The 25,977-nt window shown below is 72.8% G+C and carries 22 protein-coding genes; 11 read left to right on the forward strand and 11 right to left on the reverse strand.

All coding sequences use genetic code 11. The features are described from left to right. Positions 1–16: 16 nt before the first annotated feature. From ACQP26_RS10915 to ACQP26_RS10930, 4 genes are read left to right on the forward strand one after another with little or no spacing between them, the layout of a single operon-like run. Positions 17–772, forward strand: a complete 756-nt coding sequence (locus tag ACQP26_RS10915) for an enoyl-CoA hydratase-related protein (protein ID WP_433495636.1) — start codon at positions 17–19, stop codon at positions 770–772. Continuing rightward, on the forward strand, positions 769–1,929 hold the full coding sequence (locus tag ACQP26_RS10920) for a CaiB/BaiF CoA transferase family protein (RefSeq protein ID WP_433495637.1): 1,161 nt from the start codon (positions 769–771) through the stop codon (positions 1,927–1,929). Before ACQP26_RS10915 ends, ACQP26_RS10920 begins: the two co-directional genes overlap by 4 nt. Further along, the gene (locus tag ACQP26_RS10925; protein ID WP_433495638.1) at positions 1,929–2,957 is read left to right on the forward strand and encodes an LLM class F420-dependent oxidoreductase; all 1,029 of its coding nucleotides are present in this window, start codon (positions 1,929–1,931) and stop codon (positions 2,955–2,957) included. The genes ACQP26_RS10920 and ACQP26_RS10925 overlap by 1 nt, the downstream gene beginning before the upstream one ends. Before the next feature lie 20 nt (positions 2,958–2,977). After that, a complete protein-coding gene (locus tag ACQP26_RS10930) occupies positions 2,978–4,111 on the forward strand; it encodes an acyl-CoA dehydrogenase family protein (protein ID WP_433495639.1) in 1,134 nt (377 codons plus the stop codon). Here ACQP26_RS10930 and ACQP26_RS10935 read toward each other — a convergent pair. The 4 genes from ACQP26_RS10935 to ACQP26_RS10950 form a co-directional block, all read right to left on the reverse strand. Further along, positions 4,097–4,804 (reverse strand): TetR/AcrR family transcriptional regulator, encoded by a 708-nt coding sequence (locus tag ACQP26_RS10935; protein WP_433495640.1) that lies wholly within the window; start codon positions 4,802–4,804, stop codon positions 4,097–4,099. The genes ACQP26_RS10930 and ACQP26_RS10935 overlap by 15 nt on opposite strands. Positions 4,805–4,938: 134 nt before the next feature. Next, positions 4,939–5,691, reverse strand: coding sequence for a succinate dehydrogenase/fumarate reductase iron-sulfur subunit (locus tag ACQP26_RS10940; RefSeq protein ID WP_013285329.1), 753 nt, complete (start codon positions 5,689–5,691; stop codon positions 4,939–4,941). Next, complete coding sequence (locus ACQP26_RS10945; protein WP_269700669.1) at positions 5,688–7,625, reverse strand: fumarate reductase/succinate dehydrogenase flavoprotein subunit; 1,938 nt, start codon at positions 7,623–7,625, stop codon at positions 5,688–5,690. Before ACQP26_RS10945 ends, ACQP26_RS10940 begins: the two co-directional genes overlap by 4 nt. 1 nt (position 7,626) lies before the next feature. Continuing rightward, entirely contained in the window at positions 7,627–8,259 is a 633-nt protein-coding gene (locus tag ACQP26_RS10950) for a succinate dehydrogenase cytochrome b subunit (protein WP_433496125.1), read from the reverse strand. A 134-nt stretch (positions 8,260–8,393) separates the two neighbouring features. Here ACQP26_RS10950 and ACQP26_RS10955 point away from each other — a divergent pair, with 134 nt between their 5' ends. Further along, complete coding sequence (locus ACQP26_RS10955) at positions 8,394–9,323, forward strand: LysR family transcriptional regulator (RefSeq protein ID WP_281578397.1); 930 nt, start codon at positions 8,394–8,396, stop codon at positions 9,321–9,323. Between the two features lie 139 nt (positions 9,324–9,462). Here ACQP26_RS10955 and hrpA read toward each other — a convergent pair whose 3' ends face one another. Further along, on the reverse strand, positions 9,463–13,458 hold the full coding sequence (hrpA, locus tag ACQP26_RS10960; RefSeq protein ID WP_433495641.1) for an ATP-dependent RNA helicase HrpA: 3,996 nt from the start codon (positions 13,456–13,458) through the stop codon (positions 9,463–9,465). A gap of 147 nt (positions 13,459–13,605) precedes the next feature. On the opposite strand from hrpA, the gene ACQP26_RS10965 reads away from it, so the two are divergent. Further along, the gene (locus ACQP26_RS10965) at positions 13,606–14,073 is read left to right on the forward strand and encodes a cytidine deaminase family protein (RefSeq protein ID WP_433495642.1); all 468 of its coding nucleotides are present in this window, start codon (positions 13,606–13,608) and stop codon (positions 14,071–14,073) included. Between the two features lie 26 nt (positions 14,074–14,099). Here the strand turns inward: ACQP26_RS10965 and ACQP26_RS10970 are convergent, their stop codons facing one another. Together ACQP26_RS10970 and ACQP26_RS10975 are read right to left on the reverse strand one after the other, a co-directional pair. Beyond that, positions 14,100–14,459 carry a YciI family protein gene (locus ACQP26_RS10970; RefSeq protein WP_433495643.1) on the reverse strand — a complete coding sequence of 120 codons (360 nt, stop codon included), beginning with the start codon at positions 14,457–14,459 and terminating at the stop codon, positions 14,100–14,102. Positions 14,460–14,463: 4 nt separating this feature from the next. Beyond that, positions 14,464–15,396, reverse strand: a complete 933-nt coding sequence (locus ACQP26_RS10975; RefSeq protein ID WP_433495644.1) for a MerR family transcriptional regulator — start codon at positions 15,394–15,396, stop codon at positions 14,464–14,466. A gap of 105 nt (positions 15,397–15,501) precedes the next feature. Between ACQP26_RS10975 and ACQP26_RS10980 the strand changes: the two genes are divergently transcribed. The 4 genes from ACQP26_RS10980 to ACQP26_RS10995 all read left to right on the forward strand — a co-directional run bounded on the left by ACQP26_RS10980 (position 15,502) and on the right by ACQP26_RS10995 (position 19,530). After that, positions 15,502–16,548, forward strand: a complete 1,047-nt coding sequence (locus tag ACQP26_RS10980) for a FecCD family ABC transporter permease (RefSeq protein WP_433495645.1) — start codon at positions 15,502–15,504, stop codon at positions 16,546–16,548. A 146-nt stretch (positions 16,549–16,694) separates the two neighbouring features. Next, the gene (locus ACQP26_RS10985) at positions 16,695–17,684 is read left to right on the forward strand and encodes a FecCD family ABC transporter permease (protein WP_433495646.1); all 990 of its coding nucleotides are present in this window, start codon (positions 16,695–16,697) and stop codon (positions 17,682–17,684) included. Then, complete coding sequence (locus ACQP26_RS10990) at positions 17,681–18,553, forward strand: ABC transporter ATP-binding protein (protein WP_433495647.1); 873 nt, start codon at positions 17,681–17,683, stop codon at positions 18,551–18,553. The genes ACQP26_RS10985 and ACQP26_RS10990 overlap by 4 nt, the downstream gene beginning before the upstream one ends. 32 nt (positions 18,554–18,585) lie before the next feature. Further along, on the forward strand, positions 18,586–19,530 hold the full coding sequence (locus ACQP26_RS10995; RefSeq protein WP_281578389.1) for an ABC transporter substrate-binding protein: 945 nt from the start codon (positions 18,586–18,588) through the stop codon (positions 19,528–19,530). Between the two features lie 55 nt (positions 19,531–19,585). Here ACQP26_RS10995 and ACQP26_RS11000 read toward each other — a convergent pair whose 3' ends face one another. The 4 genes from ACQP26_RS11000 to trmB form a co-directional block, all read right to left on the reverse strand. Continuing rightward, complete coding sequence (locus ACQP26_RS11000) at positions 19,586–20,845, reverse strand: Nramp family divalent metal transporter (protein WP_281578388.1); 1,260 nt, start codon at positions 20,843–20,845, stop codon at positions 19,586–19,588. Between the two features lie 259 nt (positions 20,846–21,104). Beyond that, complete coding sequence (locus tag ACQP26_RS11005; RefSeq protein WP_262012281.1) at positions 21,105–21,752, reverse strand: hypothetical protein; 648 nt, start codon at positions 21,750–21,752, stop codon at positions 21,105–21,107. 119 nt (positions 21,753–21,871) lie between these two features. Continuing rightward, complete coding sequence (locus ACQP26_RS11010) at positions 21,872–24,376, reverse strand: DEAD/DEAH box helicase (RefSeq protein WP_269700654.1); 2,505 nt, start codon at positions 24,374–24,376, stop codon at positions 21,872–21,874. Positions 24,377–24,493: 117 nt separating this feature from the next. Further along, positions 24,494–25,180 carry a tRNA (guanosine(46)-N7)-methyltransferase TrmB gene (gene trmB, locus ACQP26_RS11015; protein ID WP_281578386.1) on the reverse strand — a complete coding sequence of 229 codons (687 nt, stop codon included), beginning with the start codon at positions 25,178–25,180 and terminating at the stop codon, positions 24,494–24,496. A gap of 79 nt (positions 25,181–25,259) precedes the next feature. Between trmB and ACQP26_RS11020 the strand changes: the two genes are divergently transcribed. Then, entirely contained in the window at positions 25,260–25,841 is a 582-nt protein-coding gene (locus tag ACQP26_RS11020) for a hypothetical protein (RefSeq protein WP_281578385.1), read from the forward strand. Positions 25,842–25,977: the final 136 nt, after the last annotated feature.

Consider the following 25,977-nt stretch of genomic DNA (forward strand, 5'->3'; position numbering starts at 1 on the left):
CGCCACCAGCGACGGCGTGCGCACCATCTGGTTCGACCGGCCCGACCGGCGCAACGCGATGTCGCTGGAGATGTTCCGCGACTACTACGCGGCCCTGGTGGCGGCGGACGCCGACCCGGAGGTCCGGGCGGTGGTGGTCACCGGCTCCGGTGACTGGTTCTGCGCCGGCGCGGACCCGGAGGCGCTCGCCGCGCTGCTCGACGAACGCAACCGCGACCTGCTCGCCGGCGATTTCGGCTTCCCGCCGCACCTGCCGCTGACGCTCGGCACGCCGATCGTCGCCGCGATGAACGGCGGTGCGGCCGGCCTCGGCCTGGTCCACGCGCTCTACGCCGACGTGCGCTTCATGGCGGCGGAGGCGCGCCTGTCCACCTCGTTCAGCCGGCTCGGCCTCGTCGCCGAGTACGGCAGCGCCTGGCTGCTGCCCCGGCTGATCGGCGTCGGCGCCGCGCTGGACCTGCTGCTGTCCGGCCGCAAGGTCGACGCGGTCGAGGCGTTCCGGATCGGACTTGTGCAACGCGTGCTCCCGCGCGACGAGGTGCTGGCCGAGGCACAAGCCTATGCCGCGGCCCTGGCGCAGCACTGCTCACCGGCCTCCATGGCGGTGATCCGGCGGCAGGTGTGGTCGGGTGCGGAGACCGGCGCCGCCGAGGCCGCCACCGACGCGATCCGGCTCATGGTCGAGTCCCTGGCCGGCGCCGACTTCGGCGAGGCCCTGCTCAGCCGGGCCCAGGGCCGACCGCCCCGCTTCGCCCCCCGGGCCGGCGCGTGAGCGGGCCCCTGGACGGCGTCCGGGTCCTGGAACTGGCCGGGATCGGCCCCGGCCCGTTCGCCGCCATGCTGCTCGCCGACCTCGGCGCCGACGTGGTGCGCGTCGACCGGCCGGAGCCCGGCGCGTTCGCCGCCGGCGACCCCGGGCGGAACCTGCTCAACCGGGGCAAGCGCTCGGTCGTGGTCGACCTGAAGCATCCCGAGGGTGCCGAGGTGGTCCTCGCGCTGGCCGACCGGGCCGCGATCCTGATCGAGGGCTGGCGTCCCGGCGTGGCCGAGCGCCTCGGCGTCGGACCGGAGGCCGTGCTGGCCCGCAACCCGGGGCTGGTCTACGGACGGATGACCGGGTGGGGACAGGACGGGCCGCTGGCCCGCGCCGCGGGCCACGACATCGGCTACATCGCCGTCGCCGGGGCGCTGCACCCGATCGGCCGGGCCGGCGGGCCGCCGCAGATCCCGCTCAACCTGGTCGGCGACTTCGGCGGCGGCGCGCTCTACCTGGTCGTCGGCATCCTGGCGGCGCTGCACGTCGCCGGCGCCACCGGGCGAGGACAGGTCGTCGACGCCGCCATCGTGGACGGCGCGGCCCACCTCACCACCCCGTTCGCCGGGCTGCTCGCCGAAGGCGTCTGGCGCGCCGAGCGGGGCCGCAACCTGCTCGACGGCGGCGCGCCGTTCTACGACGTGTACGCCACCGCCGACGGCGGGCACATGGCGGTGGGCGCGCTGGAGCCGCAGTTCTACGCCGAACTGCTGCGGCTGCTGGGGCTCGCAGACGCGGACCTGCCGGACCGGCACGACGTCACCGGATGGCCGGTGCTGCGCGCCCGCTTCGCCGAGGTGTTCGCCGGGCGTACCCGCGACGAGTGGACGGCCGTGTTCGACGGCACCGACGCCTGCGTCGCGCCGGTGCTCTCCCTGGCCGAGGCGCCGGGCCACCCGCACCTGACCGCGCGCGGCACGTACGAGGAGCACTTCGGCGTCCGGCAACCCGCCGTGGCGCCCCGCCTGTCCGGGACACCCGGCCGGGTCGGCGGCCCGCCGCCCGCACCCGGCGCGGACACCGAGCCCGTGCTCACCGACTGGGGGCTGGGCGAACACCTACCGGGGTGGCTGGACGGCGGCGCCGTCGGCCGGAAGCAGGGAGCAACGCACTGATGCGTATCGGGACGACACTGGCGTACGCCGCCGACCCCCGGAGCGGCGCCGACGAGGTCGCCGCCTGGGAACAGGACGGCCTGGACGTGATCTGGGTGTCCGAGGCGTACGGCTTCGACGCGCCCACGGTGATGGGTTACCTGGCCGCCCGGACGAGCCGGGCGCACATCGGCTCCGCGATCCTGCCGATCTTCTCGCGTACCCCGGCTCTGCTGGCGCAGACCGCGGCGGGCCTGGACGCCATGTCCGGTGGCCGGGCCATCCTCGGCCTGGGCGCGTCCGGACCGCAGGTGATCGAGGGATGGCACGGCGTCGCCTACGACCGGCCGCTGGCCCGCACCCGCGAGGTGATCGACATCTGCCGGCGGGTGTGGCGGCGCGAGACGCTGACGAACGACGGCCTCTACCGGCTGCCGCTGCCGCCCGGCGAGGGCACCGGGCTGGGCAAGCCGCTGAAGATCCTCACCCACCCGGTCCGCGACCGCATCCCGATCCACGTGGCGAGCCTGGGCGACCGGAACGTCCGGATGACCGCCGAGATCGCCGACGGGTGGCTGCCGTTCCTCTACGACCCGGCCCGCGCGGGCGACGTCTGGGGCGCCGCGCTGGCCGCCGGCCGCGCGAAGCGGTCGGCTGATCTCGGGCCGCTGGACGTGGTGGCCGGTGGGCCGCTGGCGATCGGCCCGGGCGTGACCGGGCTGCGCGACCTCGCCCGGCCGCTGGTCGCCCTCTACGTGGGCGGGATGGGCGCCAAGGGCCGCAACTTCTACCACGACCTGCTGTGCCGCTACGGCTACGCCGCCGAGGCGGACCGCATCCAGGAGCTCTACCTGGCCGGCCGCAAGGCCGAGGCCGCCGCCGCGGTGCCGGCCGAACTGCTGGAACGCACCAGCCTGATCGGGCCGGAGAGCTACGTGCGCGACCGGGTCCAGGAGTATCGCGACGCGGGCGTGACGATCCTCAACGTCGCGCCGCTGGGCGAGGACCCGCGGCGTCTCGTCGCCGCCGTCGCGGACATGGCCCGGTAGCGCGGGGAGGGAGCTGACACATGGACCGCGCGATCTTCACCGCCGACCATCTCGCGTTCGCCGAACTGGTGCGTGCGTTCATCGACAAGGAGATCACCCCGCATCACGAGCGCTGGGAGGCCGACGGCATCGTCGACCGCGGCGTGTGGCGGGCCGCCGGCGCCGCCGGGCTGCTCGGCTTCTTCGTCGACGAACGGTACGGCGGCGCCGGGGTGACCGACCGGCGGTTCCACGCCGTCCTGACCGAGGAACTCGCCCGGGCCGGCGCGAGCGGTCCCGCGTTCGGCCTGCACAACGACATCATCGGTCCGTACCTGACCGACCTGACCACCGAGGAGCAGAAGCAGCGCTGGCTGCCGGGCTTCTGCTCCGGCGAGATCGTCACCGCCATCGCCATGTCCGAGCCGGGCGCCGGCAGCGACCTTCAGGGCATCACCACCACAGCGGTACGCGACGGCGACGACTGGGTCCTCAACGGGCAGAAGACGTTCATCAGCAACGGCATCCTGGCCGACCTGGTGATCGTGGTGGCCCGTACCGCCCCCGGCGCCGGGCGGCGGGGGATCAGCCTGCTCGTGGTCGAACGCGGCATGCCCGGATTCGAGCGCGGCCGCAACCTCGACAAGCTCGGGCAGAAGGCGCAGGACACCGCCGAGCTGTTCTTCGCCGACGTCCGCGTACCCGCGGCCAACCTGCTCGGCACGGAGGGCGAGGGCTTCGCCTACCTGATGCGCAACCTGCCGCTGGAACGGCTGTCCATAGCCGTCGCGGCGCTCGCCGGCGCGGAGACGGTGTTCGCGCAGACGCTCGACTACTGCAAGCAGCGCCAGGCGTTCGGCCGTCCCATCGGCAGCTTCCAGCACAACCGGTTCGTGCTCGCCGAACTCGCCACCGAGCTGCGTCTGGGCCGGGTCTTCGTGGACCAGTGCCTGGTCGCGCCGGATCTGGGCGCGGAGACGGCGGCGATGGCGAAGTGGTGGTGCACCGAGTTGCAGCAGCGCGTCGTGGACCGGTGCCTGCAGCTGCACGGCGGCTACGGCTACATGCGCGAGTACCCGGTGGCCCGTGCCTACCTGGACGCCCGCGTGCAGACCATCTACGGCGGCACCACCGAGATCATGAAGGAGGTGATCGGCCGGTCACTCGGCCTGTGAGCCGGGCTCCAGCATCGGTACGAGGAAGCGGCGGGCCATCTGCCGCAGCTCGTCGGCGTCGTCCAGGTCGATGACGTGGCTCGGGGTGAGCAGGAAGGAGCAGGACAGCCGGGTCATCAGCTCGGCCACCACCTCCACGTCGACTGTGGCGGCGATGGTGCCGGCGCGCTGCTCGCGGCACAGCTGCCCGGCGACGAACCGCTGCACGGTGGCCAGCGTCCGCCCCCCGTCACTGATCATCGAGGGGATGAGCACGTCCGGTTCGACGCTCATCAGCCCGCCGATCAGCGGGTTGCGGCGGATCGCGTCCAGCGCGCTGACGAAGCCCAGCACCACCCGGTCACCGACCGTCTCCGCCTGCTGGATGTCGACCAGGAACCGGTCGAAGTAGCGCCGGAACTCGCGGCGGACCACCTGCTCGACCAGCCGGTCCTTGGTGGCGAACCGGCGGTACGCGGTGATCCGGGAGACGCCCGCCCGGCGGGCCACGTCCTCCATGGTGGAGCGGCGGATGCCCATGCGGCAGAACTGCTCGTAGGCGGCGTCGAGGATCCGGGTCGCGACCTCGTCGCTGTCGCCGGGGCTGTGCAGCGCCTCGGTGAAGGCGCGTTCCAGCAGCGACTCCGGCGGGCCGGCCGGTCCGTCGTGACCCGCCTGCGGGGAGGACGCCTGCGGGGGAGCGGTCCGGGCCATGGGTGCCCTCCCGGGAGAGACGGTGACGCGGCTGGCGCTTCACCGTACCAATCGCCGGGGCGTACCCCGATGCGAGCGCGACCGCCGCGCCCGGATGCGGGGCGCGGCGGTCGCGTCTGTCGTGCGGTGTCCGGTCAGGAGCCGGAGCGCTTGGCCGTGGCCTTCAGGTAGTCCCGGTTGAGCCGGCCGATGGTGTTCAGCGGGATGCCCTTCGGGCAGGCCGCCGCGCACTCGCCGATGTTCGTGCAGCCGCCGAAGCCGGCCTCGTCGTGCGCGTCCACCATGCCGATCACCCGGGTGTAGCGCTCCGGCTGGCCCTGCGGCAGCAGCGAGAGCTGGGTGATCTTCGCGGCGGTGAACAGCATGCCGGAGCCGTTCGGGCAGGCCGCCACGCAGGCGCCGCAGCCGATGCAGGCAGCCGACTCGAACGCGGCGTCCGCGTCGGCCTTCGGCACCGGCACCGAGTGCGCCTCCGGGGCGCTGCCGGTCGGCGCGGTGACGTAGCCGCCAGCGGCGATGATCTGGTCGAACGCGTTGCGGTTGACCACCAGGTCCTTGACGACCGGGAAGGCGCGGGCCCGCCACGGCTCGATGTCGATCGTGTCGCCGTCGGAGAACTGCCGCATGTGCAGCTGGCAGGCGGTGGTGCCGCGCTGCGGGCCGTGCGCCTCACCGTTGATCATGAGGCTGCACATGCCGCAGATGCCCTCGCGGCAGTCGTGGTCGAACGCCACGGGCTCCTCGCCGTCGAGGATCAGCCGCTCGTTCAGTACGTCGAGCATCTCCAGGAAGGACATGTCCGGCGACACGTCCTGCACCGGGTAGGTCACCATCCGACCCTTGTCCTCGGGGCCGGTCTGGCGCCAGATGCGCAGGGTCAGGTTCACTTGTAGCTCCGCTGCGTGGGGTGGACGTATTCGAAGGTCAGGTCTTCCTTGTGCAGCACGGGCTCACCGGTGCCGGTGTACTCCCAGGCCGCCACGTAGGCGAACCGGTCGTCGTCGCGCTGCGCCTCGCCGTCGGGCGTCTGGTGCTCGGCCCGGAAGTGGCCGCCACAGGACTCCTCGCGGTGCAGGGCGTCGATGCACATCAGCTCGGCCAGCTCGAAGAAGTCGGCCACCCGGCCGGCCTTCTCCAGCGACTGGTTGAGGCCCTCGCCGTCACCCGGGACGCGCACCCGCTGCCAGAACTGCTCGCGCAGCGCGCGGATCTCGTCGATCGCCTTGCGCAGCCCGGCCTCGGAGCGCTCCATGCCGCAGTGCTCCCACATGATCTGGCCCAGCTCGCGGTGGAACGAGTCCACGGTGCGGTCGCCGTTGATCGCCAGCAGCCGCTTGATCCGGTCCTCGACGTCGGTCCGCGCCGCGACCGCCTCGGGGTGGCTCGCGTCGACCTTGTCCAGCGGGCCGGAGGAGGCCAGATAGTTGGCGAGCGTGTTCGGCAGCACGAAGTAGCCGTCCGCCAGGCCCTGCATCAGCGCCGACGCGCCGAGCCGGTTCGCGCCGTGGTCGGAGAAGTTGGCCTCACCGATCACGAACAGGCCGGGGATGCTCGACTGCAGGTCGTAGTCGACCCAGAGGCCACCCATCGTGTAGTGCACGGCGGGGTAGATCCGCATCGGGACCTCGTACGGGTCCTCGCCGGTGATCCGCTCGTACATCTCGAAGAGGTTGCCGTACTTGGCCTCGATGGCCTTGCGGCCGAGCCGGTTGATCGCGTCGGCGAAGTCCAGGTAGACGCCGAGCCCGGTCGGGCCGACGCCGCGCCCCTCGTCACACACGTTCTTTGCGGCGCGGGAGGCGATGTCGCGGGGGACCAGGTTGCCGAAGGACGGGTAGATCCGCTCCAGGTAGTAGTCCCGCTCGTCCTCGGGGATCTCCCGGGGGCTGCGCTGGTCGCCCTTGGCCTTGGGCACCCACACCCGGCCGTCGTTGCGCAGCGACTCGCTCATCAGGGTCAGCTTCGACTGGTGGTCGCCGGAGACCGGGATGCAGGTCGGGTGGATCTGCGTGTAGCAGGGGTTGGCGAAGTACGCGCCCTTGCGGTGCGCCCGCCACGAGGCGGTGACGTTGCAGCCCTTGGCGTTCGTGGAGAGGTAGAAGACGTTGCCGTACCCGCCGGTGGCGAGCACTACCGCGTCGGCCATCTCGGTGCTGATCTCGCCGGTGACCATGTCGCGGACCACGATGCCGCGCGCCCGGCCGTCGACGATCACCAGCTCGAGCATCTCGTGGCGGGCGTTCATCTCGACGTTGCCCAGGCCGATCTGCCGCTCCAGCGCCTGGTACGCGCCGAGCAGCAGCTGCTGGCCCGTCTGGCCCCGGGCGTAGAAGGTGCGCTGCACCTGCGCGCCGCCGAAGGAGCGGGTGTCGAGCAGGCCGCCGTACTCGCGGGCGAACGGCACGCCCTGGGCCACGCACTGGTCGATGATGTTCACCGACACCTCGGCCAGCCGGTGCACGTTCGACTCGCGGGAGCGGAAGTCGCCGCCCTTGACCGTGTCGTAGAACAGGCGGTGCACCGAGTCGCCGTCGTTGCGGTAGTTCTTGGCGGCGTTGATGCCGCCCTGAGCGGCGATCGAGTGGGCCCGCCGCGGGCTGTCCTGGTAGCAGTAGGACCGCACCCGGTAGCCCTGCTCGGCCAGCGTGGCGGCGGCGGAGCCGCCGGCCAGGCCGGTGCCGACCACGATGACCGTCATCTTGCGGCGGTTGGCCGGGTTGACCAGCTTCATCTCGAAGCGGTGGCGCTCCCACCGCGTCTCGATCGGGCCGTCCGGGGCCCGGGTGTCGGCGATCGGGTCGCCTTCGCGGTACAGATCCATGTCAGGACACCAATCCGGTGATCACGGCGAACGGGACCAGCAGGTAGCCGCCGACGAGCGCGACGGCGAAGACGAGCGCGGCGATCTTGGCCCGCTGCTCGCCCTTCGGGGTCTGCTGGCCGAGGCTGCGGAACGCGCTGAACGCGCCGTGGCGCAGGTGGAAGCCGAGGGTCACCAGCGCGAGGGTGTAGAAGAGCGTGACGTACCAGCGTTCCGGCGCGAAGCCGGCGACCACGTTGCCGTACGGGTTGGCCGGGTCGCCCTGCGGGTTCAGGTGACCCGTGGTCAGGTCGAGGATGTGGTAGATCACGAAGAGCAGGATGATCACACCACCCCAGCGCATCGTGCGGGCCGCGTAGTTCACGTGGATCTTGCGGCGGTGCGCGTACCGCACCGGGCGCGCGGCCCGGGACCGCATCGCGAGCACGGTGGCCGCGCCGATGTGCCCGAGGACGGCCAGGGTGAGCACCGCGCGCTGGATCCACAGGAACCACGTCGTCGGCAGCAGTGGCGTGCCGATGTCGCGCAGCCAGTGCGCGTAGTGGTCGAACGCCGTCTCGCCCGTGAAGATCTTCAGGTTGCCGAGCATGTGCGCGATCAGGAACAGCACGAGGATGATGCCCGTCACCGCCATGACGGCCTTGAGGCCGACGTTCGAGCGGATGGGCGACCGAGTTTTCGTGATTACCACGCGGTCGACGCTAGGAGCACTTCGATCAGGCGTCCAATGCATCGAAATCGCAGTGTTGATAGCCGTAAGCTATGTAGATGCAGCTCCATCAGCTTCGGTACTTCGTAGCGGTCGCCGAAGTACGACATTTCACCCAGGCAGCCGATCTTGTCGGCATAACCCAGCCCTCGTTGAGTAAGCAAATTCACGCGCTGGAGACCGACCTGGGGGCCCCGTTGTTCGAACGGGTAAGGGGCAACATCACACTGACCGCTGCCGGTGAGGTGCTGCTGCCGCTGGCCAAGCGGATCCTCGCCGACGTGGAGACCGCCACCCGCGAGGTGCAGGAGCTGGTGGGGCTGCGCCGGGGCCGGGTCCGGCTCGGCGCCACACCCAGCCTGGCCACCTCGCTCGCCCCGCCGGTGCTGCGCCGGTTCCGCGACGCGCACCCCACGATCGACCTGCGCGTGGAGGAGGGCGGCTCGCAGGACCTCGTCCGGGACCTGCTCCGCGGCGACCTCGACCTCGCGTTGATCATCATGCCGTCGGCCGGCACCGACCCCGGGTTGCGGGCCGACCCGATCCTGCGGGAGAGCCTGGTGGTCGCCTCGGTCGACCCGCTGCCGGGCGTCTCGGAAGCCGGGGAGCTGCGCATCGCCGACCTGCGCGACCAGCCGCTCGTCATGTTCCGCGAAGGCTACGACCTGCGCGACGCCACGCTCCAGGCGTGCCGGGCGGCCGGATTCGAGCCGACGCTGTCCGTCGACGGCGGGGAGATGGACGCGGTGCTCAGCTTCGTCGAGGCCGGGCTCGGCGTCGCGCTGGTGCCCGGCATCGTGGTGGCCCGCCGCCCCGGAATCCGGGTCACCCGGCTCGTCCCGCCCGGCGTCCGCCGGACCATCGCGGTGGCCCGCCGCCGCGACGTGGTGCCCACCCACGCCGGGCGCGAGCTGCGCCGCATCCTCCTGGAGTACGTCCACGACGCCACCGCCACCGCCGAACTCCCCCCAGGCGTAGAGCCCTTGTAGCCCCGCCCCGCCCCGCCTCCCCGCCCCGCCCCCGCCGCCCCACCGCCTCGCCGCGCCGATCTTGCACATTCGGCCCCGGCGAAAGGTGCGAAAGCCTCGGCGCGGGGGCGCAAAGTGCAAGATCGACGGGGGCTCCGGGTCAGCGGGACTCGGCGTCGTCCATGGCTCGGTAGATGCGCTGCTCCGACACGGGGTAGGGGGTGCCGAGGGCCTGGGCGAAGACGTTCACCCGCAGCTCCTCGATCATCCAGCGGATCTGGCGGACCGCCGCCTCCTGGCGCCGGGCCGGGGGCAGCGCGGCGAGCATGTCCTGGTACTCCTTCTGCACCACGGCGACCCGGTCCTGCTGCTGTTTGTCGCGCTGCGGGTTGCCCGGCAACCGGTCCAGCCGCCGCTCGATTGCGGTCAGGTAGCGCAGCAGGTCGGGCAGGCGCGCGTATCCCGTCTCGGTCACGAAGCCCTTGTGCACCAGGCCGGTGAGCTGGTTGCGGATGTCGGCCAGGGCGGCCACCACCGCGAGGTTCCGGGTGGCGCCGAGCCGCTGCTCCACCGCGTACCCGGCGGCCAGCACGCGCCGGACCCGCTCCATCACCTCGACCACGGTGTCCACCAGGTCCGCGCGGACCGTGTCGCGCAGCGCGGCGAAGCCCTCGGCGTCCCAGGCCGGGCCGCCCGCGTCACCGATCAGCTTGTCGATCGCCGCGCCGGCCGCGTCCTCGATCAGCTCCGGCACGCTGCCGTGCGGATTGCGCGACAGCGCCAGCTTCGCCTCGTTGCTCAGCCGCCCCTGCAGGAACTTCGCCGGTGACGGCAGCGTCAGCCGCAGCAGCCGCCGGGTGCCCGCCCAGTGCGCCGCCTCCTGCTCGGCGGCGGAGTCGAACACCTTCACCCCGACCGTCGTGCCCTCGTCCACCAGTGCCGGGTACGCGGTCACCGCGAAGCCGGCGCGTACCTGCTCGATGGTGCGCGGCAGCGCGCCGACGGACCACTCGGTCAGCCCGGTCCGGGCCACGTCGGGTGCGGCGGCCGCCACGACCTGGCGTACCTCCTGGCGCAGCTCGCGTTGCAAGGCCGGCAGGTCCTTGCCCTCGGCGACCGGCTTGTCGTCGTCGCCGAGCACCCGGAACGTGACCCGCAGGTGCGGCGGCAGCCGGCTCAGGTCCCACGCGTCCGCCGGGACGGTCACCCCGGTCATCCGGCGCAGCTGCCGGGTCAGCGCCGTGAGCAGCGGCTCCTCACCCGGGGTGATCGCGGCCAGCGCGGCGCGGGCGTAGTCGGGCACCGGCACGAAGTTGCGCCGTACCGGCTTGGGCAGCGACCGGATCAGTGCGATCACCAGCTCCTCGCGCAGCCCCGGCACCTGCCAGTCGAAGCTCTCCGCCGGCACCTGGTTGAGCAGCGGCAACGGGATGTCCACAGTGACGCCGTCGGTGGGCGCGGTCGGGTCGAACGTGTACGTCAGCGGCAGCGTCACGCCGTCGGCCCGCCACTCGTCCGGGAAGTCCTCCTCGTCCACCCCGCCCCGGCCGGCGTTGACGAGCAGTTCGCGGGTGAACGTGAGCAGGTCGGGCCGTTCCCGGCGGGTCTTCTTCCACCACGAGTCGAAGTGCCGGCCGGAGACCACGTCGGCGGGGATCCGCTGGTCGTAGAAGGCGAAGATGGTCTCGTCGTCGACCAGGATGTCGCGGCGCCGGGCCCGGTTCTCCAGTTCCTCGATCTCGGTCAGCAGCTTCTGGTTGTCCCGCCAGAACTGGTGGTGGGTCTGCCAGTCGCCCTCCACCAGGGCGTGCCTGATGAACAGCTCCCGGCTCAGCACCGGGTCGATCCGCCCGAAGTTCACCTTGCGGGAGGTGACGATCGGGATGCCGTACAGCGTGACCTTCTCGTAGGCCATCACCGCGGCCTGCTTCTTCTCCCAGTGCGGCTCGCTGTAGCTGCGCTTGACCAGGTGCTGGGCCAGCGGCTCGACCCACTCCGGCTCGACCCGACCGGCCACCCGGCCCCACAGCCGGGACGTCTCCACCAGCTCCGCCGCCATCACCCAGCGCGGCGGCTTCTTGAACAACGCCGACCCGGGGAAGACCGCGAACTTCGCGCCCCGCGCGCCCAGGTACTCGTGCTTCTGCGCGTCCTTGAGGCCGAGGTGCGACAGCAGGCCGGGCAGCAGCGACTGGTGCACCTTCGGGGTGTCGATCTCCTCCGGCAGGTCGGCGCCGGCGCCGCGCCGGCCCTCACCCTTGTCCGAGGTACGCAGGACCTGGCGCAACTGGCTGACGATGTCCTGCCATTCGCGTACGCGAAGGTAGTTGAGGTATTCGGCCTTGCACATCCGGCGGAACGCGCTGGACGACAGCTCCCGCTGCTTCTCCCGCAGGTAGCGCCACAGGTTCAGGTACGCGACGAAGTCCGACTCCTTGTCGGCGAACCGGGCGTGCGCCTGGTCGGCCTGGGCCTGCTTGTCGGCCGGGCGTTCACGCGGGTCCTGGATGGACAGCGCGGCGGCGATCACCACGACCTCGGTGGCGCAGCCGTTGCGCTCGCCCTCGAGGACCATCCGGGCCAGCCGGGGGTCGACAGGGAGCTGGGCCAGCCGCCGGCCCAGCGCGGTGAGCCGCTTCGCCGGGTCGGTCTCGGCCGGGTCGAGCGCGCCCAGCTCGTGCAGCAGGTTCACGCCGTCGGTGACGTTGCGCCGGTCCGGCGGGTCGATGAACGGGAACGCCGCGACGTCGCCGAGCCCGATCGACGTCATCTGGAGGATGACCGAGGCCAGGTTGGTCCGCAGGATCTCCGGGTCGGTGAACTCGGGGCGGGAGTCGAAGTCCTGCTCGTCGTAGAGGCGGATGCAGATGCCGTCGGAGGTACGCCCGCAGCGGCCCTTGCGCTGGTTGGCGCTGGCCTGCGAGACCGGCTCGATCGGCAGCCGCTGCACCTTGAGCCGGCTGGAGTAGCGGGAAATCCGGGCCGTACCCGGGTCCACCACGTACTTGATGCCGGGCACCGTCAGCGAGGTCTCCGCGACGTTCGTGGCCAGCACCACCCGGCGGTTGCTGTGCGCGGCGAAGACCCGGTGCTGCTCGGCGGTGGAGAGCCGGGCGTACAGCGGCAGGATCTCGGTGCCGAGCAGCGACCGCTTCTTCTGCACCAGCTTGCCCAGCGCGTCGGCGGTGTCCCGGATCTCCCGCTCGCCGCTGAGGAACACCAGGATGTCGCCGGGCCCCTCGGCGGCCAGTTCCTCGACCGCATCGCCGATGGCCTGGATCTGGTCCCGCACGTTCTCCTCGTCGGCCTCGTCCTCCTCCTCGGCCTCGGTGACCTCGACCAGCGGCCGGTAGCGGACCTCCACCGGGTACGTGCGCCCGGACACCTCGACCACCGGCGCCGGGTTGCCGTCGGCGTCGGCGAAGTGCTTCGCGAACCGGTCGGTCTCGATCGTCGCCGACGTGATGACGACCTTGAGGTCGGGCCGGCGGGGCAGGAGCTGCCTGAGGTACCCGAGGATGAAGTCGATGTTGAGGCTGCGCTCGTGCGCCTCGTCGATGATCAGCGTGTCGTACTGCCGCAGCATCCGGTCGTTCTGCAACTCGGCCAGCAGGATGCCGTCGGTCATCAGCTTGACCAGGCTGTTGTCGCCCACCTGGTCGGTGAAGCGCACCTTGTAGCCGACCACGTCGCCCAGCTCCGTACCGAGTTCGTCGGCGATCCGGTCGGCGACAGTGCGGGCCGCCAGCCGGCGGGGCTGGGTGTGCCCGATCAGGCCGGTGATGCCGCGCCCCAGCTCCAGGCAGATCTTGGGAAGCTGGGTCGTCTTCCCGGAGCCGGTCTCACCGGCCACGATCACCACCTGGTGGTCGCGGATCGCGGCGGCGATGTCGTCCTTGCGCTCGCTGACCGGCAACTGCGGCGGATAGGTGATCGCCGGGACGGCCGCGCGGCGGGACTCCAGCCGCGCCTCGGCCCGGGTCACCTCGGTCGCGATCTCGGCCAGCGCCGCCCCCCGCCGCTGCGGGTCGCGCAGCTTGCGCACGCCGTCGAGCCGCCGCTGGAGCCGCCGCTGGTCGCGGAACATCAGGGGGGCGAGGCGGCGGTGCAGGTCGCGGGCGGTCTCAGGGGCGGCGGGTACGGCTGGATTCTGCATGTCGTCGCCAAGGATAGGCAGCCGTGCGGCGGACCGCCCCCGGGTTACCGGGCGCTGGGCGTGCCCTCCCGGTTCAGGGCGTCCCCGCCGGATAAAGTTGCCGCCGACGAGGCCGACGGACGAGGCCGACGAGGGGCGGGGATGATCATGCGGGACACCGACCGGGCGCTCGTGCAGGCCGCCACCGCCGTCGCGAAGCTGCGCTGCCGCAGCGACAACCACACCGTCGCCGCCGCCGTACGCAGCACCGACGGCCGGGTGTTCAGTGGCGTCAACGTCTACCACTTCACCGGCGGCCCGTGCGCCGAGGTGGTGGCCCTCGGGGCCGCCGCGACCCAGGGCGCGGGTGACCTGGAGGCCATCGTCGCGGTGGGGGACCGGGGCCGGGGCGTCCTGCCGCCGTGCGGGCGCTGCCGTCAGGTGCTGCTCGACTACTTCCCGTCGATCAGGGTGATCGTCGGCCCGCCCGACGGGCTGCGCGCGGTCCCGATCGCCGACCTGCTGCCCGAGACGTACGTCTGGTCGGACCAGCAGGTCGAGGTGCCGGCCGGACCGCGTGCCCCGCTGTGGCCCACCCCTGTGGTGCCGGGAGTCCGGCAGGCCGCCGAGGACTGACCCGCGCCCCGGCCGAGCCGCGACGCTCAGTCGCCGGCTGCGGCCTCCAGCATCGAGCGGGGCACCGGCACCTGCTCGAAGCGGACCTGGCCCTCCGGCACCATCCAGCTGCTGACCTGCGCGACGAGCCGGCCCGCGCGGACCGCCGGGTCGTTGGCGTACAGCTCACGGGCCATCTGCGGGTCCACCGACAGCACCACGAAACCGCGGACGCGCCCGTCGTCGCCGTCCAGGAACGGTCCCGCCGCGAGCACCGCGCCCTGCTCCACCAGCCCGGCCTGGTGTGCCAGGTGGGCGTCCTGAATCCGGTCGAGGGCGTCGGGCGGCAGGTCCGGCGCGTCGTCCGGACGGACCAGGAGCACCACCGTGTGCCTGTCGAATCGCATGACCTCAGGCTAGGTGCTGCCGGGCCTGTAGTGCCCGGATCAACCAGTCCAGCACCGGCGCCAGGCTCTCGGCCGGTGGCCAGCCGTTGACCAGCGAGAGCAGCTCCAGGTACCGCTCGCGGCGAGGGTCGCGCGCGGTCCGCAACCGGTCCAGCATCCGCCGGCGCAGGTCGGCGTCGTCCGGCCGGCCGCAGAGTCGCGCGTACCGGTCCGCGACCCGGGCCAGGACGGCATCGGCGCCGGGCGAGGCCGGCTCGACACCGGCGGCCAGCGCCGGGGCCACCTCCTCCCGGACCACGGCGACCACGTCCCTGCGTACGCCTTCGACGCCGGCCCGGTCCGTCGCGTGCTGCTCGGCCAGCCGGCGCAGCCCGGCCCGGAATCCCGGGTCCAGAGCCAGCTCGGCCAGCTCCACCCACGCCTCGATCTGGGCGTCGTCCGGATCGTCCGGCAGCTCCGGCGTCAGCGACCGGCGGATGCCCACGAACCCCGGATCGGTCAGGCCGCCGAACGCCGCGTCGAGGAACTCGTCGGCCAGCCGCCGTCGCTCCCGCGCGACCAGGCCGGCCAGCCGGTGCAGCAGGTCGGCCTCGGACGGGGTGGCCCCGCGCCGGGCGATCACCGTGAGCACCGCGCGGCGCGTCCGCAGCAGCCGGATCTGCGCGATCAGCGCGTCCGCGTGCGCCGAGGCGACCTCGGCCAGGGTGACCTCCCGGGTCACCACCCGGCGCACGGTGGGCAGGTCCACACCCAACTCGCGCAATGTCCGTACCAGGTCGAGCCGGGCCACCGCGGCCGCGTCGTAGCGGCGCTGACCGGCCGGTCCCCGGTCGGTGGGCGGCACGATGCCGCGGTCGGACCAGAACCGGATGGTCTTCACCGGCAGCCCGGTCCGCCGGGCAAGGTCACCGATCGAGTAGCGCTCCGCACCGTCCATGGCATCCACCTTTGCGCCTCCCCCTGGTGGAGGCGCAACCCGTTCAGGTACGCCTTAGCAGGTCAGCTAAGGTAAGGCGCACCTAACCGGAAGGCGAAACCCCTCGTGACCACCGTCGCCGTCCGGCCCGCGCGGGCCGGGGCTCCCGTCCGCCGCGGCACCGTCCGCCGCGTCGCGGTCACCGTGACGGCGGCACTCCTGCTCCTGCTGGCGCTGCTCGCCAGCCTGGCGCTCGGCAGCCGGCACCTCCCCGTCGACCAGGTGTGGCACGCGCTGGTGTCCCCGGACGGCGGCGACGCCACCACAGTGGTCCGGGACATGCGGCTGCCGCGTACCGTCCTCGGGCTCGTCGTCGGCCTGGCGCTGGCGCTGGCCGGGGTGCTGTTCCAGGCGGTCACCCGCAACCCGCTGGCCGAGCCGCGCATCCTCGGCATCAGCGCCGGGGCGTCGTTCGGCGTGGTCCTGGCCATCGCCGTGTTCGGGGTGGGCACGCTCGCCGGGTACGTCTGGTTCGGCATCGCCGGCGCGCTGCTCACCGGGCTGCTCGTGTTCGCCGTCGCCAACCGCGCCCGCGAGGGCGCCAGCCCGGTCACCCTCGCGCTCGTCGGCGCGGCCCTCGACGCCGGTCTCGGCGCCCTGGTGTACGCGCTGCTCAGCATCGACGCCCGCACGTTCGAGGAGTACCGCTTCTGGGTGGTCGGCGGGCTGACCGGCCGGGGCGTCGGCGTGGCCGGGCAGGTGCTGCCGTTCGTGGTGGCCGGGGTGCTGCTGGCGGCGCTCGCCGCCCGTGGCCTGGATGCCCTCGCGCTCGGCGACGACGTGGCCCGGGGACTCGGACACCGGGTCGCCCTGGTCCGGCTCGCCGCCGGGGCCGGTGGGGTGCTGCTCACCGGCGCCGCGGTGGCTGCCGCCGGGCCGATCGCCTTCGTCGGGCTGGCCGTGCCGCACCTGGCCCGGGCGCTCGTCGGCGCGGATCAGCGGTGGACGCTCCTGGTCGCCGCCCTGCTCGGCCCCGCGCTGCTGCTCACCGCCGACGTGGCCGGCCGCCTCGTCGCCCCGCCCGGCGAGATCCCCGCCGGCATCATCACGGCCCTGCTCGGCGCGCCCCTCCTGGCCTTCCTGGTCCACCGAGCCAAGACGGTAACGACATGACCCGCCCCGCCCCCCACCCCCGCGATCTTGCACTCGCTGCCCCGGCGGACGGGATATTCCGGGCACCTCAAGGGCCCGAAGTGCAAGATCAGCGACGTGGGGGAGGCGGGCCGCGCGGGCGCGGGGTGCTGCGGGTCGGAGCCGTCGTGGTGCCGTTCCGGTGGCGGCCGGTCGTGGTGGCGGTGGTGCTGTTCGTGCTGCTCTGCCTCGCGGTGGTGGTCAGCCTGTCGCTGGGTACGCCGTACGTCGCCCCGGTGGACGTGGTGCGGTCGCTCTCCGGCGCGGGCACCCCGTACGACCTCGTGGTGCGCGACCTGCGACTGCCTCGCGCGGTCCTCGCGGCGGTGGCCGGGGCGGCCTTCGGCGTGGCCGGCACGCTGATCCAGAGCGTGGCCCGCAATCCGCTGGCCAGCCCCGACGTCATCGGCGTCACCCAGGGCGCTGGGCTGGCCGCGACGATCGCGCTGACCAGCGGCGCGGCGGCGGTGCTGGTGGCGCCGGCGGCGCTGCTCGGCGGCTTGGCCGCGGCGGTCGCGGTGTTCGCGCTCGGCGCCCGGCACGGCCTGGCGGCCCAGCGGTTCGTGCTCGCCGGTGTGGCGGTGGCGTTCGCGTTCCGGGCGCTGATCGAGGTGGTCATGCTCACCGCTGACCCGATCGACGGGCTGCGCGCGCAGATCTGGCTGATCGGCACGCTCGCCGGCAAGGGGTGGAGCGAGGCGGCCTGGATCGCCGGCACGCTCGCCGTGCTGCTGCCGGTGCTGCTCTGGGCCGGCTGGGCGCTGCGCAGCAGCACGCTCGACGACGACACGGCGCGGGGGATCGGCCTGCGGCCGGTGGCCCGGCGGATCGGCTTGGCCGGCACCGGTGTGCTGGCCGCCGCGATGGTCACCGCCCAGGTCGGCGCCGTCGACTTCGTCGCACTGGTGGCCCCGCAGGTGGCCCGCCGGCTGGTCCGCGCCGAGCGTCCGCCGCTGCTCTGCGCCGCGCTGCTTGGCGCGTTGCTGCTGGTCCTCGCGGACCTGGGCGCCCGCCGGCTGCTGGCGCCGACCCAACTGCCGGCCGGCGTGCTCACCGCGGCGATCGGCGGGCCGTACCTGATCTTCGTGCTGCTGCGCACCCGAGGGAGGCGGTCGTGACCGCGCTGCTGTCCACCCGCGACCTGGTCGTCGGCTACGAGGGCCGCACCGTGCTGGACGGACTCGACCTCGACCTGCCGGCCGACACGTTCACCGTGATCGTCGGACCGAACGCCTGCGGCAAGTCGACGCTGCTGCGCACGATGGCCCGGTTGCTCACGCCCCGGCGCGGCGCGGTGCTGCTCGACGGCGCGGCGATCCGCGACCTGCCGACCCGGGACGTGGCCCGGCGGCTCGGCGTGCTGCCGCAGAGCCCGCTGGTGCCCGAGGGGATCACCGTGGCCGACCTGGTCGGGCGCGGACGCCAGCCCTACCAGCGGTGGTGGCGGCAGTGGTCGGCCGAGGACGGGCGGGCGGTCGAGGAGGCCATGCGGCTGGCCGACGTCAGCGCGCTCGCCGACCGTCCCGTGGACACGCTCTCCGGCGGGCAGCGCCAGCGGGTGTGGATCGCGATGACGCTGGCCCAGGACACCGACGCGCTGCTGCTGGACGAGCCGACCACGTTCCTCGACCTGGCCCACCAGGTGGAGGTGCTGGACCTGCTGCACCGGCTGCGCGCCGAACGCGGCCGCACCGTGGTGGCCGTGCTGCACGACCTCAACCAGGCGGCCCGGTACGCCGACCACCTGATCGCCATGCGCGACGGCGCGGTGGTGGCCGCCGGCAAGCCGCGCGAGATCCTCACCGCGGACCTGGTCCGCGACGTGTTCGGGCTGGACTGCGTGGTCGTGCCCTGCCCGGTCAGCGGCGCCCCGCTCGTGGTGCCGGCCCTCACCCAGACCGGCCGCACCGAGACCGGACCCACTCAGACCTCGGCCGCTCCGGCCGTCACGCCGGCCACGGCCGGCGCCCCTGTCGGCGACGCCTGAGCGCGCCGACCCGCACCACCGAAAGGAACCTGATGCGTCGTCTCGCCGTCGCACTCACCGCCGCGCTCGCTCTCGGCGCCGGCCTCACCGCATGCGGGGAGAGCGATCCCGTCGCCGGCACCGGTACCGGGGAGACCCGGGAGATCACCCACGCCATGGGCACCACCAAGGTGCCCGCCGAGCCCAAGCGCGTGGTCGTGCTCGACACCGACAAGATCGACACCGCGCTGTCGCTGGGCGTCACCCCGGTCGGCGCGGCGACCGCCGGTGAGGCGAAGAGCTGGCCCACCTACTTCGGCGCGGACAAGCTCGCCGGCATCACCGAGGTCGGCGTGCTCACCGAGCCGGACCTGGAGGCGATCAACGCGCTCAACCCGGACCTGATCCTCGGCAGCAAGTTCCGCCAGGAGAAGTTCTACGACGAGCTGGCCAAGATCGCCCCGACCGTGTTCACCGAGAAGGTCGGCATCACCTGGAAGGAGAACTTCCTCCTCGACGGCGCGGCGCTGGGCAAGGAACAGCAGGCCAAGGACCTGCTGGCCGAGTACGAGAAGCGGGCGAAGGACTTCGGCGCCAAGCTCGGCGACGCGGAGTCCCGCAAGGTCTCCATCGTGCGCTTCATGCCGACCGAGATCCGCCTGTACGGGCCGGACTCGTTCTCCGGCATCGTCGTCGGCGACACCGGCCTGGGCCGCCCCGAGCGGCAGATGCTCGCCGGCAAGGAGGACAAGCGCATGGACCGGGTCAGCCCGGAGCGCATCGCCGAGGCCGACGGCGACGTGGTGTTCGTGACCGCGTACGGCGAGAAGGCCGCCGCCGAGCAGGCCAAGGTCACCGGGGGCACGCTGTGGAAGGGCCTGTCCGCGGTCAAGGCCGGCAAGGCGCACGTGGTCTCCGACGAGATCTGGATGACCGGCATCGGCGTGGGCGCCGCCAACAAGATCCTGGACGACCTGGAGAAGTACCTGGCCGCCTGAGCCCCGATCACCCGCGCCCGTCCCGCCGCACAGGCCGGACGGGCGCGGGCGTGTCTCAGCCCGCCAGTTGCCAGAGCAGGAACGCGTTGAGCGCCACCACGAACGCGGTGATCGCCACCGCGGCGGCGGTGGTGGCCCGGCGGTTGACCAGGCTGCCCATCAGGTCCCGGCGGCGCGTGAACAGCACCACCGGGATCAGCGCGAACGGGATGCCGAAGCTCAACACCACCTGGGACAGCACCAGCGCGCGGGTCGGGTCCACGCCGATCGCGAGCACGACCAGCGCGGGCAGCAGCGTGATCATCCGGCGGATCAGCAGCGGGATCCGGCGGCGCAGGAAGCCCTGCATGATGATCTCGCCGGCGTACGTGCCGACGCTCGTGGAGGCGAGACCGGACAGGAGCAGGGCGACGGCGAAGCCGACCGCCGCGGCCGTGCCGAGCGTGGTGGCGAGCCCGGCGTGCACACCTTCCAAGGTGTCGGTGCCGGGGATCGAGGTGCCGTGGAAGCTGCTCGCGGCGACCAGCAGCATGGCCAGGTTGACCGCGCCGGCGACGCCGAGCGCGATCAGCACGTCGATCCGCAGGCCCTTGGCGATCACCCGCCGCTGCGTCTCGCCCTCGGCGGGCAGGCGGTTCGGGGTCAGCGCCGAGTGCACGTAGATGACGTGCGGCATCACCGTCGCGCCGAGGATGCCGGCGGCGAGCAGCATGCTGTCGGTGCCCTGCATCCGGGGCAGCAGGCCGGCCGCGGCGTCGGAGACGTCCGGTTGCGCGCTGACCAGGTTGACCGCGAACGCCAGCACGATCACGCCGAGCAGCACGGCGATGGCGATCTCGAACGACCGGAAACCCCTGGCGCGCAGCGCCAGGACGGCGAACGAGGCGGCGCCGATGATCAGGCCGCCGGGCAGCAGCGGGACGCCGAACAGCAGGTACAGCGCGACCGCCCCGCCGATCACCTCGGCCAGGTCGGTGGCCATGGCGACCAGTTCGGCCTGCGCCCACATGACCCGGTTGAGCGGCCGGGGCAGGTGCTCCCGGCACAGTTCGGGCAGGCTGCGCCCGGTGGCCAGGCCGAGCTTGGCGGTGAGCGTCTGCACCAGCATGGCGGCCAGGTTCGCCGCCACCACCACCCAGACCAGCAGGTACCCGTACTGCGCCCCGGCGGTGGAGTTGGTGGCGAAGTTGCCGGGGTCGACGTAGGCCACCGCGGCCACGAACGCCGGTCCGAGCAGGATGAGGCGGCCCCGTACCGGGCGCGGGGCGGGGGCGGTCCGCAGCGGGGGTACGACAGGCGAGTCGTTTGTTACCACTGGTGCTCCTCGACGGACGACGGTCGGCGGGACGACGAACGGGGGGCGAGGCGGAGTCAGGCGGGTTGTTCCCGGCTATTACTCACATATGCCACCAATCTGAGGCGCAGAGGGGAAAGCGCACACGAGGGACAGTGCCGCCCGCTGCGGCGGCTCCTGCGGCCCGGTCGGTCGCCCCGGGCGCAGCACGCCGAACGGCCGTCCCGGGTGCGGGACGGCCGTTCGGTGGGGCGGCGGTGAGCCGGATCGGACCGTTCGGTCAGGCGGCGGTGGACCAGATGGCCCGGAACGCGGCCGCCTCACCGGCCAGCCACTGCTCGATCTGCTCGGGCTTGACGTCGGCGGGCATCCGGTGCGCCTCGCCGCGCCGCACGTCGACCAGGACCGGCTCGGCGTGCGGCAGTACCGCGTCCATGTGCCGGGCCATCAGGTGCAGCGTGGCGAGGGTGGCCTCCTCACTCGGCGGCGCCTCGTCGAAGTGCAGCCGGATCGCCTCGGCCCGGCCGTCGGCGTACCGGACGCCGAACTGTGGGTTGATCTTCACGGGCAGGTCACCCAGCATCGCGAGGGCGTCGCGGGTCTGGGCCAGGTCGACGCCGGCCGGCTCGCCCAGCGAGTGCAGCCAGCGGGTCGCGCCCGGCACGAGCGTCTCGTAGAGCGGGCGCCAGCGCGGCTTGACCAGGTCGGCGACCTGCGCCAGGTGCGTGCCACCGGTATGGAAGGCGACGTCGGCCTTGAGCGCCTTGACGAACTGGCCGTGCGGGTTGAAGCCGTGCCGGCTGGCCCGTTGCCGGCGCAGCCCGCCGACGAAGGTGGCCTTGGTGGGGCCGGTGCGGTCGACGTACCGGGTGAATCCGAGGAGGGTGGCGTAGGGGGTGACAGGGGTCGCGGAGGTGGGCGCAGTCACGAGCATCCTCCCAGGTCAGCAGCTCGATTAGTACATATATTCTAATCGACAGGTCTGACATCGCCCAGGGTACGAAAAGGGCCGCCCGGACATCCCGGGCGGCCCTTTTTCGCGTAGTCCTAGAGCTGGCCGACGTCGGTGATCCGGACCGCCGCCGCGCCGATCTCGTCCGAGGCCGCGAGGTCGATCTCGGCGCTGATGCCCCAGTCGTGGTCGCCGTCCGGGTCGTCCAGGATCTGCCGGACGGTCCACCTCTCGCGGCCCTGCTCGATCATCAGCAGCGCGGGCCCGCGCGCGTCCGGTCCCACCCCGATGGAGTCGTACGCCTCGAAGTACGGCTCCAGCGCGTCGGCCCAGGCGTCGGCGTTCCAGCCGTCACCGGCGTCCAGCTCACCGAGCAGGTCCCAGCGGCGCAGCGCGGCCAGCTCGACCCGGCGGAACATCGCGTTGCGCACCAGCACCCGGAACGCCCGCGCGTTGCGCGTGACCGCCGGCGGCCGGTCGTCCAGCGAGGCCGCGACCTCGGCCACGTCCGACGGGTTGCGCAGCCGCTCCCACTCGTCGATCAGGCTGGAGTCGACCTGGCGGACCAGCTCGCCCAGCCACTCGATGAGGTCGACCAGCTCCTCGGTCTTCGCGTCCTCCGGCACGGTCTGGCGCAGCGTCTTGTACGCGTCGGCGAGGTAGCGCAGCACCAGCCCCTCGGACCGGGACAGCCCGTAGAACTGGACGTACTCCGGGAACGTCATGGCCCGCTCGTACATGTCCCGCACCACGGACTTGGGGGAGAGCTGGTGGTCGGCGACCCACGGGTGCCCCTGCCGGTACATCTCGTACGCGGACTCCAGCAGCTCGGCGAGCGGCTTGGGCCAGGTCACGTCGTCGAGCAGTTCGAGGCGTGCCTCGTACTCGATGCCCTCGGCCTTCATCGCGGCGACCGCCTCGCCGCGGGCCTTGAACTGTTGCGCGGACAGCACCTGGCGCGGGTCGTCCAGGATCGACTCGATCACGCTGAGCACGTCGAGCGCGTACGACGGGGACTCCCGGTCGAGCAGCTCGACGGTGGCCAGCGCCAGCGGCGACAGCGGCTGGTTGAGCGCGAAGTCGAGCTGGAGGTCGACGGTGAGGCGTACCCGGCGGCCCGTCTCGTCCGGCTCGGGCAGCTCCTCGACCACGCCGCCGGCGCGCAGCGCCCGGTAGATGGCGATGGCCCGGCGGATGTGCCGGCGCTGCGCGGCCGGGTCCTCGTGGTTGTCGGTGAGCAGGTGCCGCATCGAGGCGAACGCGTCGCCGGGGCGGCCGATCACGTTGAGCAGCATCGAGTGGCTGACCTGGAAGCTGGAGGTGAGCGGCTCCGGCTCGGCCTCGACCAGGCGCTGGAACGTCGGCTCGCCCCAGCCGATCGACCCCTCCGGCGGCTTCTTCTTCACCACCTTGCGGCGCTTCTTCGGATCGTCGCCGGCCTTCGCGAGCGCCTTCTCGTTCTCGATCACGTGCTCGGGGGCCTGCACCACGACCCGGCCCAGCGTGTCGAACCCGGCCCGTCCGGCGCGGCCGGCGATCTGGTGGAACTCGCGGGCCTTGAGCAGCCGGGTGCGGGTGCCGTCGTACTTGCTCAGGCCGGTGAACAGCACGGTACGGATCGGCACGTTGATGCCGACGCCGAGCGTGTCCGTACCGCAGATGACCTTGAGCAGGCCGGCCTGGGCGAGCGTCTCGACCAGGCGGCGGTACTTGGGCAGCATGCCCGCGTGGTGCACACCGATGCCGTGCCGGACCAGCCGGGACAGCGTCTTGCCGAAGCCCGAGGTGAACCGGAAGTTGCCGATCGCCTGCGCGATCATGTCCTTCTCGGCGCGCGTGCAGACGTTCACGCTCATCAGCGCCTGGGCGCGTTCCAGCGCGGCGGCCTGGGTGAAGTGCACGACGTACACCGGGGCCTGCTTGGTCTCCAGCAGCTCCTCCAGGGTCTCGTGCAACGGCGTGGTCGCGTACGAGAAGAGGAGCGGGACCGGCCGCTCGGCCGAGCGGACGACGGCGGTCGGCCGCCCGGTACGCCGGGTCAGGTCGTCGACGAAGCGGGTGGTGTCGCCGAGCGTGGCCGACATCAGCACGAACTGGGCCTGCGGCAGCTCGATCAGCGGCACCTGCCACGCCCAGCCCCGATCCGGCTCGGCGTAGAAGTGGAACTCGTCCATGATCACCTGGCCGACGTCGGCGCGGCGGCCCTCGCGCAGCGCCAGGTTGGCCAGGATCTCCGCGGTGCAGCAGATGATCGGCGCGTCCGCGTTGACGCTGGCGTCGCCGGTGAGCATGCCGACGTTCTCCGCGCCGAAGACCTCGCACAGCGCGAAGAACTTCTCCGAGACCAGCGCCTTGATCGGCGCGGTGTAGAAGGTCGTCCGGTCGTCGGCCAGCGCGGCGAAGTGCGCCGCGATCGCGACCAGGCTCTTGCCCGAGCCGGTCGGCGTATTCATGATCACGTTCGCGCCGGAGACGATCTCGATGACCGCCTCCTCCTGGTGGGGGTAGAGGTCCAGGCCGCGCTCGGACGCCCAGGAGGCGAACGCGTCGTAGAGGGTGTCGGGGTCGGCGGTCTTCGGCAGCGCGGCGGTGAGAGTCATGGCGGCTCCCATCGTGCCTGGATCCCACCGCGCCGCGCCAACCGGGTTCGACGCCTCGGGTTCGCTGCATCGGCTTCAGCGCACCGGGCTCAGCGCGCAGGGCTCAGCGCACCGGCTTCAGCGCCGCCGGTGGATCAGGTCGAAGACCTCTCGGCCGGCGGTCAGCGCCCGGCGTTCGAACTTCGTCACCGGCCGGTGCGCCGGACGCGGCGCGTAGCCGCCGTACACGTCGACCAGCTCCGGGTCGGCGGTGAGCGTCTCGCGCATCGACTCGGCGTACTGCGCCCAGTCCGTCGCGCAGTGCAGCGTGCCGCCCGGCGCCAGCCGGGACCGCAGCAGCGCCACGTGCGCCGGCGCGATGATCCGCCGCTTGTGGTGCCGGGTCTTCGGCCACGGGTCGGGGAAGAAGACGTGCACCGCGTCCAGGCAGCCCTCGGGCATGGCCCGGACCAGGTCCAGCGCGTCCCCCTCGGCCACCCGCACGTTGTCCAGACCGTGGCGTTCGACCAGCTCGAGCAGGTTGGCGATTCCCGGCGTATGGACCTCGACCGCCAGATAGTGTCGGTCCCGGTCGGCCGCCGCCATGGCGGCGGTGGCGTCGCCCATGCCGGAGCCGATCTCCAGCACCAGCGGCGCCCGTCGTCCGAACAGCGCCGTCGGATCGCACGCCCCGTCGAGGGCGGCGATCTCGAGGCCGTACGCGGGCCAGAGCCGGTCCAGCGCGTCGCGCTGCCGCTCGCTCATCCGTCCGCGACGCGGATGGAAGGTGCGGATGCGGGTGGCGGGAAGGTCGGTGAGGGTCACAACGAGCCGAGCCTAGCCCGGATCGGATGTGATGTGCGGCCGGGGGTGAGAGGATTCATCCCGTACGCCGGGAGGGGTCATGGGGTCGTTGAGGGTACGTGAGGCGCTGCTGGTCGCGGTCGCCGCGTGCGCCGCCCCGCTGGTCGGCGCGCTGCCCGCCCAGGCCGCGCCGCGCGCCGCCGAACCGGTGCCGGAACAGCCCCCGGCCGACGTGATCTTCGTGGAGGTCACCCCGGGCACCGTCTCCCCCGGCTACCTCGTCGGCATCAGGGCGAGCTGCCGGAACAACTCCGTACCGGCGATCGTGACCTCGGACGCGTTCGGCAAGATCCAGGTGCAGCCGCAGCGCGGCCTGCTCACCGCCTCGCCGATGGTCCACGAGCGCACCCGGCCCGGCAACTACCGGGTCAAGCTGGAGTGCCCGGGCGGGGAGACCGCCTCGACCATGCTCCAGGTGGTGAAGCAGGGACAGCCCACCCGGCAGCCGAGCCACGGGCCCAGTCATCTGCCCAGCCGCGGCCCGGCGACCGGCTTCGGCGGCACCGCCGGTCCCGACCTCGGTGGCCTGCTGGTGCCGGTGGGGCTGGCGGTCACAGTGGTCGGCGCCGGGCTCGGCGTGGCCGCGTCCCGCCGGCAGGCCCGCGGCGCCGCCGGACGCTGAGGCCCGCCATGGCCGAGCACATCGTTCCGCCGTCCGCCGGATCCCGGCGCTCCGGCCGGTCGTTCCTGGCCCTGCCCCCGCCCGCCGCGCCGTCCGTCGATGCGGCCCGGCCGTCCAGGGCTGACCCGGACGCCGC

Origin of the sequence: Micromonospora sp. CA-248089 (genome assembly GCF_050948515.1) — a bacterium.
Taxonomy (GTDB): Bacteria; Actinomycetota; Actinomycetes; order Mycobacteriales; family Micromonosporaceae; genus Micromonospora.